Below are 13,458 nucleotides of genomic sequence, written 5' to 3'. Positions count from 1 at the left end.
CATCAGTCGCGGATCTGAATGCCCAGCGCCCCAGCCAGCGTGTAGGACAGGGCGATCAGGTCGTGGCTGTCGATCACCGCCCCGGCGAAGTTGGTAATCCCGTCGATGTCCGCCAGGGTGCAGCGGGAGAACTCCGCGCCCTTCAGCTGTGCCTCGGGGAACCGGGCGCCGGTCAGGTCGCAGCCCACGAACCGGGCACCGCCCAACTTCGCGCCGGTGAAGTCCGCGCCGGTCAGGACGCAGTCCTCGAACAGCACCGCGGAGAACGACGAGAACCGGAACGACGCCAGGTCCACCCGGCACTCGGAGATCGTGACGTCGCGCAGGCCGCCGTCGACCCAGTGCAGGCCGGTCAGCCGAAGCCCGGACAGCCGGCAGCGCAGCAACGTCAACTTCGTGGCCTTCAGATTCGCCCAGTTCGCCTGCTCGGCGATGCACTCGGAGAACTGCGACCGGTCCAGCACCGTCTCCGCCAGATCCGTACGGACCAGCCGGCACTCCTCGAACTGCACCCCGCCCGCGCGGCGGCCGGTCAAGTCGAGGCCGTCGAACTCGACCCGGTCGAAGGACACCTCATGGTCCAAGTCGTGGTCCGGCAGTACCCCGCGGGTCAGCGAGGCGGGGACGGTGGGCGGCTGCGGGGGCTGCCAGCGCGTGACACCGCGCCGCGGGGAACGCACGACCATGGCCCCACCGTAGCCAGCCGCCCCGACATGCCAAGCCGCCGCGCGCGCCGCCATCTGTACAACTACCCCACCCGGCCGCCGGCAGCCGCCCGCCGGCCGCGCCGAGGCGGCCGGAGGTGATCGTCGTGCAGCTCGACGCCGTGCTCACCCGCGCCGCCGCCACCCTGGCCATCCACCGACCCGACCCGGGCGGCTGGTGCGCCGGCTGCCTGGACGACGCCGCCCGCCTGGCCGCCGCACCATGTCCCGCGGCCCGCCGCGCGGCTGCTGTCCTCGCCGTCCCCGGCCGGCACACCGCCGCCCCGACCGCCGGGACCCAGCCGGGCGACGGCGCTGACTCGAGCGCATCCGCTCCCGGCCGACGACGGTTGGCCACCCGGAGCACGCCGCCCGCCCACCTGCGCCTCCTTCCCACGACAACCCAACCCGGGAGCCACCGATGACCGAGCCCACCATCGACGAACTGCGACGCGCCGGCACGGTCCGATCCGAGCCGGTGGCCGCGGCGTTCGCGGCTCCGGCGCCTGTTGTCCCCGACACCACACCGCCCGCGCGCATGCCGACGACATCGCGTACCCGCCAGCCGTGACCGCGCAAGCCGATCTCGAGTCCCGTCGCTCAGCCCGGTGTTGAGCCCGAACAGCCCGAAGCCGAGCCGTCCCACGTGGCGGCCCTGATGGAAGAGGAGTGCATCCCAGTGAGCGTCGACACCATGCCGAGCGAGGACCTGCATACCGCGATGGTCGACCAGCTCGTCTCCGACCACGGGGACAAGGGGCTGACGATGCGACCCGAGGTGGAGGCGGCGTTGCGCGCCGTCCCCCGCCACCTGTTCACCCCGGACGCCCCGCTGACCCAGGCGTACCGCGCCGATGAGGCGGTGGTCACCAAGCGGCGCGGCGACGAGGCGATCAGCTCGGTGTCGGCGCCGTGGCTGATCGCGGAGATGCTCGGCCAGGCCGCCGACGCCGTGGACGGTGGACTGTGCGGCCGGCACGTGCTGGAGATCGGCTCCGGCGGCTACAACGCGGCCCTGCTTTCCGAGCTGGTCGGGCCGGCGGGATCGGTGACGACAGTGGACATCGACAGCGACGTCACCGACCGCGCTACCGCCTGCCTGATCGCGGCTGGCTACGACGACGTGCGCGTGGTGTGCGCCGACGCCGAACAGCCGATCGCCGACGGTCGCCTCTACGACCTGATCATTGTGACGGTCGGGGCGTGGGACATCCCGCCGGCGTGGACCGCCCAGCTCGCCGAGCACGGCACCCTGGTGGTGCCGCTGCGCACCTTCGGGATGACTCGCTCGTGGGCGCTGCGCCGCACCGGTGACCGGCTGGTCAGCCGCAGCCAGCGGCTGTGCGGGTTCGTGTCCATGCAGGGGGCCGGCGCCCACGAGATGCGTTTCGTCGACATCGCGCAGGGCGTGCACCTGCGGCTGGACGAACTCGGCCAGCAGATCGACACCCAGGCGGTCAGCGCGCTGCTGGCCCAGCCGCCGGTGCAGGAGTGGGCCGGTGCGAGCCTGCCGGCGCGCACGGTCCTGGCCGACCTCGACCTGTGGCTGGCCGCCCGCACCACCGACGACGGGCAGCAGTTCGTGGTGCTCACCGCGCAGCAGGAGGCCATCGACGCCGGCCGCGTCGCCCCGGCGTGGCGGTTCGGCACGCCCGCCGCGCTGGCCGACGGCACCTTCTGCTACCGCTCGGACCTGACCTGGACCGGTGACCTGTTCGACGTGGGCGCCCGCGCGCACGGGCCGGCTGCTGCCGCGGCGGCGGGGCGGATGGTCGAGCAGATGCGCGCGTGGCTGGACGCCGGCACGCCCTCGCCGGTGCTGCATGTCGCGCCCGCTGGTACTCCCGACGGCGACCTGCCGGCCGGGACGGTGCTGGACAAGCGGCACAGCCGCATCGTCCTCGCCTTCAACCCTTCATAGAGAGGCAAGCCCATGAGCGACACGACCATCGAAGAAGAGTTCGTCCTCGACGTCAGCCTGGTCGACGCCGGCCCCGCCGCCAGCGGCTACTCCACCAACACCAGTGACGGCTGCGGGTCGGGCAACACCGGCTCCAACGCCGGCACCACCCGCTGCGACGGCGGCAACTGACCCCCCAACCCCTCGTACCGGGTCCGGCGCCCGCGCGGCGCCGGACCCGCCGACCCCCTCGGTGGTGCAAGCGTGATTTCCGCAGCCGGTGCGGCGCTGATCCGAGTCGCCTCCTACCCCAACGATCTGGTCCTGCCCGCCTGGCCGGACCCGGCCTCGGCCGGACCGGACGAGTGGCGCACCTGGCTCGCCGCGGTCTGGGCATCGCCGCAATTCGCGGCGGCGGTGACCTCCGCAGCGCCGGACCTCGCCGGGCGGATCACTCAAGTCGTGTCCGGTGAGCCGATCGAGGAGCACCGGCTGCGCCGCCTCGTGGGAACGGCAGTTAGGTACCTGCTGCGGTGGACCACCCGCGCGACCCCGTTCGGCACCTTAGTCGGAGTGGCCCCCGTCAACTTCGGTACCCGCGCGAGCGTCCGGGTGGGTGAAGCCCATCGGGCGGTCGCGCGCCCGGACGGCGAAGTCATCGCCGAGCACACCGCGCGCGTCGAGCAGAACCTCGCCGCGTTGCGCACGGCCGCGGTGATGACCAACTCCCTCGGGTACGAGCGCGCCGGGCGGTGGGTGCTGCCGTACGCCCGCACCGACGGTGACCGGCGGTGGGATGTCGAGGTCCGCCTCACCGGCCCGGTCCGGACCGCGATCGACGCGGCGCGGACGCCGATCGGGTTCGCCGACCTCGCCGCAAAGATCGCGGGACCGGGCGCTGGCGCGGCGGCAGCCGAGCGGCTGCTGGCCGACCTGGTGAAGGCCGGAGTGCTGCTGTCGGCGCTGCGCCCGGCGATGGTCACCGACCCTGCCGGCTACGCACCGGATGGCGGCACGACGCGTGATCCCGGTGAGCGGGTCGCGGTCGACCTGCGAGCCGATGTCGAGGTCGCCCTTCCGCCGGCGGTGCTGCGCGAGGCCGGGCGGGCCGCGGCGACGCTGGTGGCGGTGGCGCCGCCGCTGCCGGGCTGGGTCGAGTACCACCGAGCGTTCATCGAGCGGTGGGGGCCGGGAGCGGCCGTGCCCCTGCGCGACGTGCTCAGCGTGCTCGGGTTCCCGGCCGGATACCGCGGATCGACCCGCCGTACACCCGCGAAGTTCACCGGCCGGGATCGGCTGCTCGGCCAACTCGCCCAGCAATCAGCGCTCGACGAGTGCGCCGAGGTGCTCCTGGATGATGCGCTGATCGAGCGGCTGCGCGGCGGCGACGACCGGCCATCGGTGCCGCACAGCGAGCTGCGGTTCTCCCTCGCCGCCGACACGCTGCGGGATCTGGACCGCGGCGAGTTCGTCCTGACGGTGCTCAGCGGCTCACGGCACGCCGGGGTGTCCGCCGGCCGGTTCCTGCACCTGCTCACGCCCGCCGAGTTCGCCTCGTTCCAGCGGGTATACCGCGAGCTGCCGACCACCCTGCCCGGCGCGGCCACCGTGCAACTGTCCGGCCCGCCGCTGGACGCCCGCCTCGCGGCCCTGGCCCGTACGCCCGAGCTGCTGCCGGTGCTCCCGGTCGGCGACTTCCATCCCGCGCCGCCGTGGACCGTGGCGGATCTGGCGGTCACCGGAGACGGCCGGCGGCTGTGGCTGGTGTCCCGGAGCACCGGCCAGCCGGTCGAGCCGTTGCTGTGCAACAGCGTGCTCCCGTCGCTTCAGCAGCCGCTGACGCGGTTCCTGGCCGAGATCTGGACCGCCTACAACTCGCCGTGCACCCGGTTCGACTGGGGGCACGCCGCCGGCCTGCCGTTCCTACCCCGCGTGCGGCGCGGACGCAGCATTCTGCACCCGGCCCGCTGGACCATCGAGCCCACCGCGGTCCCGGCTCGCACCGCCGAATGGCCGCAGTGGCGGGACGCGTGGCAGCGCCACCAGCACCAGTGGCACATTCCGCAGCACGTCCTCATCGGCGGCGACGACGTACAACTGCGCCTCGACCTGGACCAGCCCGCGCACTTGGCGGTCCTGCGCGAGCACCTCGACCGGCATGGCCGCGCCGTGATCACCGAGGCGCCTGGTCCGGCGGGCTGGATCGACAACCGCCCCGCCGAGCTGATGCTCACCCTCACCGACCCTGCGCCGGCCACCCGACCGCCTCGTTCCGCCCGGCGGGCGAGCACCGTCGTGCACCTGCCCGGCCGGTCGAGGTGGCTGGAGGCCCGCCTGTACGGGCGGGTCGACGCCATCCTCGCCGACCTCGCCGGACGCGCCGCCGACTACCTACCGCCGGGCTGGTGGTTCCTGCGGTACCCCGAGCCCGAACCCCACCTGCGGCTGCGCATCCCGCTTCCGCACGTCGACCGGTTCGCGGACGCCGCCCGCCACCTCGCCCGCTGGGTGGAGGAACTTCACGGCGATGCCGTCGTCCAGGACTACAGCCTGCATCAGTACCGGCCGGAGACCCGGCACGGCGTCGGGCCGATCCTGGCGGCGGCCGAGGTCGTGTTCGCCGCCGACTCCCACGCCGCCCTGCGCCGGCTGACCGGCGACCGGCAGGCCAACACCGCCGCCAGCATGATCACCATCGCTGACGGGTTCACCGGCGATGGCCTGCGCTGGTTGACCACGCACGTCCCCCGACACACCGGCCCGCGGCTGGATCCGGCCCAGCTCGACGCCGCTCGAGTCCCGTTCCACGACGAGCGCCTGGCCTCAGCGTTGGCCACCTATCGGGCGCTGGTCGAGGCGGACGGGCTCGACCCGGACCAGGTACTCGGCGACCTGCTGCACCTGCACCACGCCCGCATGATCGGTGTCGGCACCGCATCCGAGCAGCACTGCCTGCGCCTGGCCCGCACCGTCGCCCACACCGCCCACGCGAGGCGGACGGCATGAGCGCGGGGCAGTCGCTCGCCGACGGAGCTGCCGGCGTCGCCCTGCTGCACCTGGAGACCGGCAACTGGCCCGCAGCGCGCGACGCCCTACGGCAGGCCACCGTGGGCGGCGTCAGCATCGCGGCCGGAGCGAGCCTCTTCTACGGCGCCCCCGCGCTCGCGTTCGTCCTCGCCGCCGCCGACCACCCCGGCCTCGCCCAAGCCAAGGCCACCACCGCTGAGGGCACCGTCATGGTCACCCGGCAGCGGCTGGAGGCGGCGCACCGCCGCATCGACCGCGGCGCGCTGCCGCACTTCGCCGAGTACGACCTGATCCGCGGACTGACCGGCCTCGGGGTCGCCCTACGCCGGATCGGCGACCTCGACCTGCTCCGCGACGTCCTGGAGTACCTCGTCCGGCTCACCGAACCCCAAGCTGAACTTCCCGGCTGGTGGTGCTGCAACAGCCCCGAACGCGACCAACCGCCGCCGGTCGGCGGCCACGCCAACCACGGCATCGCCCACGGCATCACCGGCCCGCTCGCGCTGCTCGCACTCACCTTGCGCGACGGCATCACCGTCAATGGGCACTCCGAGGCGATCCAGCGGATCTGCCGATGGCTCGACACCTGGCAACAGAACACCGACGGCGCGATCTGGTGGCCACAGACCCTCACCCTCACCGACGTGAACCGTGGGGCCCCGACCCAGCAGACACCGCTGCGGCCGTCCTGGTGCTACGGCACCCCCGGCATCGCCCGCGCCCAACAGCTCGCCGCGCAGGCCCTGCACGAACCCGACCGGCAGAACCGTGCCGAGACGGCCTTCGCTTGCTGCGTCACCGACCCGGACCAGACCGGTCGGCTCGTCGAGGGCGGCCTATGCCACGGCACCGCAGGACTCCTGGCCACCGCCAGGCGCATCGCCGCCGACGCGCTCACCCCGACACCGCTCAACACCATCGCGGCTCTCCACCAGCGGGCCACCGGCGACGCGGACGAACCCCTGGGGCTGCTGACCGGGACCACCGGTGCCGCCCTCGCCGGAATGGGCACCACCGCAACCGCCTGGGACGCCTGCCTCCTCATCGCCTGACGCGAAAGGCCCACCCATGGACGACAGCCTCTGGCAACAGATCAACATCAACTACCCCGGCCAGGACGCCCGCGAGCGTGAACTCCGGGCGATCGAACACCTGAACCGAGTTCTCCCAGCCGCCCAGTCCAGCGGACTGATCACCTCGTGGTGGTACATCCGGAAGGGCGCCTGGCGCATCCGATACCTACCCCCCGACCAGCAGCACAGCCAGCAACGGGCACACGAGCTGATCACCGACGGCGTGAGCTGGACCCCCGACATCTACGAACCCGAGACGCACGCGTTCGGCGGCACAGAGGCGATGACGACCTCGCACACCCTGTTCCACCAGGACAGCCGCCACCTCCTGCGGTACCTCCAGCACCAGCCGACCGACCGGCGGGAACGGTCACTGGTGCTGTGTACGGCGCTCATGCGCGGCGCAGGACTCGACCTCAACGAGCAAGGCGACGTCTGGGCACGCGTGGCCGAGCACCGCGCCGAGCACTTCACACAGCCGCCCAGCAGCCACACGTGGGGCGGCTTCATCAGGAGCGTCGGGCAACTCATCACCGGTACCGTTCGCACCACCGACGAATGGCACGCCGCATTCATCAACGCAGGCGCAACCCTCCAGCGCACCCGAGAAGCAGGCAGGCTCACACGCGGACTCCGCGCCGTCCTCGCGCTACACGTGATCTTCCACTGGAACCGGCTCGGGCTCGCCGCCACAACCCAAGCCGCGCTCGCCCACGCCGGCCACGAAGCGACATTCGGGAGCGATCGCCCCTGACGCATTAGGTCCGGCAATTGCGACGGCAAACCGAAGCTTCAGGGCCTGGTTGAGCAGCGATTGCGACCACCGATCGTCGCGTGCAGCTTCGTGGCACGCACTTCGACTGCCCCTTCGTGCACCAGCCCCGGACATCCCCGACGCTTGGCATCGCCACCTGGTCGGATCAATGAGGCGCACCGCGCGTGATCGGCGGCTTGCTCGGCTGGGCTTCCGTTGACAGCGTCGCAAATCGGGCAGCCGCAACACGTACGGCGGCAAAGGGGCCTGGCTACTCCGGCTACTCGATACAGTTTGTCGGCTGACGCTCAGACACAGACAGGGATACGGGAACGTCACGACATGTCAGAATTCCGCCGCTGGTGTACGGTTCATGCGCCGGTGCCTACAGGCGGCCACCTAGCCGGCCTCATCGAGTCGCACGACGACAGCACGGGAGTCGCCGCGGTCGCAGCTGGTCTACCCGCCGCGTACACCAAGTCCGGGTCGCTCGCGGACATCGCCGAGCGGCTGGGCAAGGACGCCGTCGCAGAGTTCCTTCGCAACAAACTTCCCACCTCGGCCAGCGCCCGCTCCGGTGACATCGGCGAGATCCTCGCGACCGCCTATCTCCACGAGGAGCAAGGGTGGGTGGTCGGGCCGAGCCGACTCAGCGAACGCGACCACCAGGAATGGGCCATGCGAGGCGATGACGCGCTCGGAGCGAAGCTCAGTTCCGACGGCAAGGCACGCGTCGTCAAAGCCGAGGCCAAGAGCCGCGCCCGGCTGTATAACGACACCGTCGTCGAAGCGCGCGAGGGGTTGTCGCGCAACGGAGAGCTGCCTTCAGCGCAGTCGCTTGCGCAGTTCGCCGAGCGGCTCCTATCCACGCCCGACAGCGATGTCGGCATCGCCGTGCTCGAGCTGCAGCTGGCGGGCGTCCGCCCGGCCGACGTTGATCATCTGATGTTCCTTTTCACAGGCAACGACCCCGGCAAGCACGTGACGGCAGACCTCGTGGCGTACCAGGGTCCCGTGTCGCAGCTGACAATCACACTGCGCGTCCGAGGCCACCAGCAGTTCATTCGTCAAGCCTACGAGAAGGTGACCGCCGGTGGCCCGTGAGGCGCAGGAACTGGTAGACATCCTGACCACGGTGACCGACGCAGGCTTCCGCAACCGGCTTCTGGCTCAAGGTCAAGCGCAGTCGATGATTCGCCGAAACGGCACCCTGCCTCCGGAGGCCCCCAACTTCAGCGCATTCTTGGACGCCGACCTGCTCAACTACGGCTATGCGTTGCTGTCGACCAGTCTTGAGCTGTGGGAGATCGCGCAGAACGACTCGCCCGAGCAGGCAGACCTCGCGCGGCAGGGATTCGTCCAGAGCTCCTACGCCCTGGAAGCAGCCACCCGAAACGCCGCCCCCGGGGACGACCTTAGCTTTCACGGACTCGTAGCCGGCGCAGCCAGCCACCTCGGAGGCTTCGCCGCACGCGCGTTCTCACTGATCCAGGGCAGTCGGCAGTCGGAACGACTAACTCCGATGGAGGAGACGCTGGCAGACCTGCTCATGCGTGACCTCGGCGCGATCGAGCGGCGAACCTTGTCGCTGCGATCATCCGATCAGCTTTCTGACCAGGCGTTGTTGGTCGCCCTCGACTCCTCGGACAGCGTGGCGGGCGACGACACCGAACCCGACCAGGTCGGCCCCGTCGTTCTGCTACTGAGCGAAAACTACCTGTCGGCGGTCTCGTCCGGGCTCTTCGCGATCGAGATCGGCGACCGCGCACTCCTGGAGATCGCTCTCACCGAGCTGCGGGAGGGTGAGCAGGCATCCTCGGATGCCAACGCCCCCGGGCCGTGGTGGGTCTATCGGCTCACCCGACATATGCTCGGCGGTTTGTTCGATACCAGCCTGGAGACCAACATTCCGACCGATCCGCCGGCCGGGGCCGCCGAACGCGTCGAGCGGTGGCGGTACCTGCGGCGGACCTTTGTCGCGTCGTTGCTGGCACGAGAACGCTCCGAGATCGACCTGTGGCCCTCGCAACTGAACGTCGTCGACCGACTCTTCCAAGACGTACGAGACCTCGTCGTCGCGCTGCCGACCAGCGCCGGCAAGACCCGCATCGCGGAGCTGTCGATCCTGGCCTGTCTCGCACAGCAACGGCGAACGGTCTACGTCACCCCACTGCGTGCGCTCTCCGCGCAAACCGAACACATTCTCGCCCGGACGTTCACCCCATTGGGTATCCGAGTCTCGTCGCTCTACGGAAGCATGGGAACCAGCGACGTCGACGAGGACACCCTGCGCTCAAGCGAAATCGTCGTCGCAACTCCCGAGAAGCTGGACTTCGCCCTGCGGTCGGACCCGTCGTTGCTCGACGACGTCGGCCTCGTCGTCCTGGACGAGGGGCACATGATCGGAGCCTCCGAACGCGAGGTGCGCTACGAGGCCCAGATTCAGCGCCTGCTGCGCCGCCCGGACGCCTCGGAACGGCGCATCCTCTGCCTCTCAGCCGTATTTCCATCGGGGCCTCAGCTGGACGACTTTGTCGCGTGGATCACCGACGACGAAGCGGACGGTCTGCACCGCGAATCATGGCGCCCGACGCAGCAGCGCTTCGGGCTCGTCGAATGGCGACGAGACCATGCACGTCTGTCCATCACTCTTGGCTCAGAGCAGCCATTCATCGAACACTACTTCGAGGAGAAAGCACCGAGCGGGCGACGCAAGAAGATGTTCCCGAAGGACCAGCGTGAACACGTTATCGCCACCGGATGGCGGCTGGTCGATGAAGGTCAGACCGTCCTGGTCTTCTGCCCTGTGCGCAAATCCGTCGAACCCTTCGCCCGCGCCATCGTCGACCTTCACACGCGAGGCGTCATCACGTCTCTGCTGCCGGCCGATGTCGACCTCAGTGATGCTCTGGTCGTGGGCGCGGAATGGTTCGGCGCCGACCATCCCATCCTGAAATGCCTCGAACTCGGCGTGGCCATCCACCACGGCGCGCTGCCCGGCCCTTTCCGCCGCGAGATCGAGCGTCTCCTGCAACGCGGCATCCTCAAGGTCACGATCGCCTCGCCGACCCTGGCCCAAGGCCTGAACCTGTCCGCCTCGGCGGTGCTCTTTCACAGCCTGCACCGCGGCCGGGAACTGATCAAAACCTCAGAGTTCGCGAACGTGATTGGCCGCGCCGGCCGCGCGTTCGTCGACACCGAAGGACTCGTCCTCTACCCCATCTTCGCCCCCACACCAGGACGCCGCCGTGAGTGGTTCGAACTGACGCAGGGCGACGGCGGCAAAGAACTCCGATCGGGCCTGATCGAAATCGGGTTTGCGCTGCTGAGCAGGATGTATCGCTCGCAGGGGCTCACCGAAATTGAGCCCCTGCTCGCGTACCTCACCGGTGGACCAGACTGGACACTTCCTGTGATAACCGGTGAGGACGCCACGGCGCAGGAGGACGCAGCCGCAAGCTGGCGAGAAAACCTCAAACTGCTCGACATCGGAATTCTCAGCATCGTCGGCGACGGCGACCAAGACGTCCTCGCCGACGCCGCGACCCAGCTCGTCGCCGACGCCCTCCGCGACTCGCTATGGGACCGGCAGCTCCGCCGCGCCGAAGACCTCACAAGGGCAGCCGTGCGCGGACTCGTTTCTAGCCGGACCCGGCACCTGTGGCAGACAGCCACGCCGTCCCAGCGGCGCGGATGGTTCCTGGCCGGGCTCGGTGCGCAGGGCGGCTCCGAACTCGCCCAAGTCTCCGGTCGCATCATCGCCCTTGCGGGCCAGGCCGAAACCGCCATCTTGGAGGAAGACCACGCGACGGCCGCCGACCTGATCGTGCTGATCGCCGAAATCGTATTCGCGATCGAGGTCTTCGGGCCGAAGACGAACCTCGCCAACTGGAGCGACGTTCTGCGGCACTGGGTGAGCGGTTCGGCCCTCGGCGAAGTACCCGGCGACCGCGTCGACATCGCGCAGTTCATCGAGGACGACGTCATCTATCGGCTGGTCTGGGGAATGGAAGCCGCCAGGGTGTACGAAACCGCCCAGGACAATGCCGGTGCCGACACCTTGTCGGGCGCGACGGTGGCGGCGATCGAGACGGGAACCTTCAACCAGGCAGCCTCGGTCCTCATCCGCACCGGCTTCGACCACCGTCTCGCCGCCATCGCCGCAGTCACGAGTGCCGACGCCACCTTCGATTCGACCCAGGGCCTGCGCGACTGGATCGATAACCTCGAACCGGAGTACGCCTTCAACCCGGCGTGGCCGACGCCCGAATCGCGCTCAGCATGGGAAGCATTCGTCAACCCGTCAGGGAGGCGCCGTGCCCGCCGATGGAGTCACCAGACCGAAGACGTACCGGACGTCACCTGGTACAGGGACGTTCCCGAGCCCGACACGTGGCTGCGGATTACCAACGCCACGCCCGGAAAGATCAACATCTGGTCCACGGGCTTCGACCTGCTAGGCGAGGCAAATATCCGCCTCGACGCGGATCGGCAAGGCATCCTCCGCGCCCGCCGGCACCGTGCTGATACCGGCATCCGCCTGCGCTACCGCGGGCCGGGAGATCTGCTACCGAGAACACCGAGTAGGAGGACGTAAGCCTCCGAAAATCACCAATCGGTCGGGTGGGGGCTGTGACCGCCGCCCATCTGTCGGACAAGCCCGCGATGGACGACGAGATAAAGTCGGCATCGTCTCCTCGCCTTAGTATTGGCGACGATGGAATGCTGCTGCTCCGCTCGTGGTAATTTGCAAAGCTGACTCCCCGCACTGAGGCGCCGCCGCGCTGACTCCCTACAGTGGAGGGCAGTCCGGGCGCACCGCCTCAACATGATCGAGTGCGTCGACTACGACATGATCGGCCGCAGCTCTCATCGGCAGTTCAGCGCGATCATCCGGGTTGGACGCCGCCGGGCGCCGATTAGCCGACCGGGCTGCGCGACGTGTCGGGTACCTGCGGGAGCCAGGGCACGGCGTCGCCGCGGAAGGACTGGTTGACGGGCAGCAGCGCGGGATCGTCCTGCTGGTCCAGCGCGGTGACGTTGATGCCGATCGTGCTGTCGCCGTGATCGTGCGCGGCGATGTGGCTTCCGCAGGTCGGGCAGAAGCCCCGCTTGGTCTGTGCGGGGAAGGTGTCGAACCACGTCGGTTCGCCGCCTTCACCGGTCCAGCGCAGCCTGGTCAGCGGGAAGCCGACCCAGGTCTGCAGCGGGCCGCCGGCACGTTTCTGGCAGTGCGGGCAGCTACAGACGTGCGGGTAGTCCGGCGTCCCGGTCACGGTGAATCGGATCTTGCCGCACAGGCAGCCGCCCGATCGGACCTCGGCGTCGGCGGCGGTGTTGGTCATCGGATCGGATCCCCTCAAGAGTCTTGCGTTAGGCGGGTCCGCTCCACCGCGAGGGCGAGCGCCTCCTGGAGCTTGGCGACGAAACGCTGAATGTGCGGGTCGGACGCGTCGGGCGCCCACGCGGTGATCTGGTCGAGGCTGAACCAGTCTGTGCGTGCGAACTCGGCCGGGTCGCCGGTCATCGGCGTATCGCGGTCGCCGGTCATGACGAACCACATGGTGACATCGGTGTGGGAGCCGGGGCCGCGGGTCCGGGTGACGGACAGGAACAGCGGCTGCCCGTCGCCGAGCTTCGGGTAGAAGCGGGCGTCGATGCCGAGCTCTTCGGCGGCTTCCCGGACGGCGGTGACGGCGGGGTCCTCGTCGGGGTCGACGTGCCCGCCGGGTGGTAGCCAGCAGCCGGCCTTGATGTGGTCGACGAGCAGAACACTGCCCGACGGTTCGTCGAGGAGGACGAAGTACACCGCGAGGTGCTTGGCCGGCACATCCGGTTTGGCGGTGCGGAACAGCGGCTGGCCGGAGGCTACCCAGGCGAGGATGTCGGCCCGGTCGGCGTCCTCGCGATGGTCTATGGGCGTGACTCGGGTGGCCAGGTCGGCGATGCGCTGGCGTGCGGCCGCGGCGGTGGGCATCGGGGGCTCCATCCTCGTGCTGA

The 13,458-nt window shown here is 69.9% G+C and carries 12 protein-coding genes; 9 read left to right on the top strand and 3 right to left on the bottom strand.

Annotation, left to right across the window (positions count from 1 at the left end):
• Positions 1-2 precede the first annotated feature (2 nt).
• Positions 3-686: a pentapeptide repeat-containing protein gene (locus tag IEY75_RS15510; RefSeq protein ID WP_189115072.1), complete on the bottom strand. Its 684-nt coding sequence runs from the start codon at positions 684-686 to the stop codon at positions 3-5.
• Positions 687-811: 125 nt separating this feature from the next.
• Between IEY75_RS15510 and IEY75_RS15505 the strand changes: the two genes are divergently transcribed.
• The 9 genes from IEY75_RS15505 to IEY75_RS15465 all read left to right on the top strand — a co-directional run bounded on the left by IEY75_RS15505 (position 812) and on the right by IEY75_RS15465 (position 12,055).
• Positions 812-1,129 carry a hypothetical protein gene (locus tag IEY75_RS15505; RefSeq protein ID WP_189115071.1) on the top strand — a complete coding sequence of 106 codons (318 nt, stop codon included), beginning with the start codon at positions 812-814 and terminating at the stop codon, positions 1,127-1,129.
• Complete coding sequence (locus IEY75_RS15500) at positions 1,126-1,275, top strand: hypothetical protein (protein ID WP_189115070.1); 150 nt, start codon at positions 1,126-1,128, stop codon at positions 1,273-1,275. Before IEY75_RS15505 ends, IEY75_RS15500 begins: the two co-directional genes overlap by 4 nt.
• A 150-nt stretch (positions 1,276-1,425) precedes the next feature.
• Positions 1,426-2,625: a methyltransferase, FxLD system gene (fxlM, locus tag IEY75_RS15495; RefSeq protein ID WP_189115134.1), complete on the top strand. Its 1,200-nt coding sequence runs from the start codon at positions 1,426-1,428 to the stop codon at positions 2,623-2,625.
• Between the two features lie 12 nt (positions 2,626-2,637).
• Entirely contained in the window at positions 2,638-2,796 is a 159-nt protein-coding gene (fxlA, locus tag IEY75_RS15490) for an FxLD family lanthipeptide (protein ID WP_189115069.1), read from the top strand.
• A 72-nt stretch (positions 2,797-2,868) separates the two neighbouring features.
• Positions 2,869-5,610, top strand: a complete 2,742-nt coding sequence (locus tag IEY75_RS15485) for a lantibiotic dehydratase (protein ID WP_189115068.1) — start codon at positions 2,869-2,871, stop codon at positions 5,608-5,610.
• Positions 5,607-6,683 (top strand): lanthionine synthetase C family protein, encoded by a 1,077-nt coding sequence (locus IEY75_RS15480; protein WP_189115067.1) that lies wholly within the window; start codon positions 5,607-5,609, stop codon positions 6,681-6,683. The genes IEY75_RS15485 and IEY75_RS15480 overlap by 4 nt, the downstream gene beginning before the upstream one ends.
• 16 nt (positions 6,684-6,699) lie before the next feature.
• Positions 6,700-7,458, top strand: coding sequence for a thiopeptide-type bacteriocin biosynthesis protein (locus tag IEY75_RS15475; RefSeq protein ID WP_189115066.1), 759 nt, complete (start codon positions 6,700-6,702; stop codon positions 7,456-7,458).
• Between the two features lie 342 nt (positions 7,459-7,800).
• Positions 7,801-8,562 carry a Hachiman antiphage defense system protein HamA gene (locus tag IEY75_RS15470; protein WP_189115065.1) on the top strand — a complete coding sequence of 254 codons (762 nt, stop codon included), beginning with the start codon at positions 7,801-7,803 and terminating at the stop codon, positions 8,560-8,562.
• On the top strand, positions 8,552-12,055 hold the full coding sequence (locus IEY75_RS15465; protein ID WP_189115064.1) for a DEAD/DEAH box helicase: 3,504 nt from the start codon (positions 8,552-8,554) through the stop codon (positions 12,053-12,055). Before IEY75_RS15470 ends, IEY75_RS15465 begins: the two co-directional genes overlap by 11 nt.
• A 322-nt stretch (positions 12,056-12,377) precedes the next feature.
• On the opposite strand, the gene IEY75_RS15460 is transcribed toward IEY75_RS15465, so the two are convergent.
• Positions 12,378-12,803 carry a GFA family protein gene (locus IEY75_RS15460; RefSeq protein WP_189115063.1) on the bottom strand — a complete coding sequence of 142 codons (426 nt, stop codon included), beginning with the start codon at positions 12,801-12,803 and terminating at the stop codon, positions 12,378-12,380.
• A 14-nt stretch (positions 12,804-12,817) separates the two neighbouring features.
• Entirely contained in the window at positions 12,818-13,435 is a 618-nt protein-coding gene (locus IEY75_RS15455; protein ID WP_229789746.1) for an NUDIX hydrolase, read from the bottom strand.
• Between the last annotated feature and the right edge of the window lie 23 nt (positions 13,436-13,458).

The sequence above is a fragment of the Pilimelia terevasa genome (genome assembly GCF_014647915.1).
Lineage (GTDB): Bacteria > Actinomycetota > Actinomycetes > Mycobacteriales > Micromonosporaceae > Pilimelia > Pilimelia terevasa.
The sequence above is the reverse complement of the archived record's forward strand: the minus strand, read 5'-3'. Positions and strand labels throughout refer to the sequence as shown.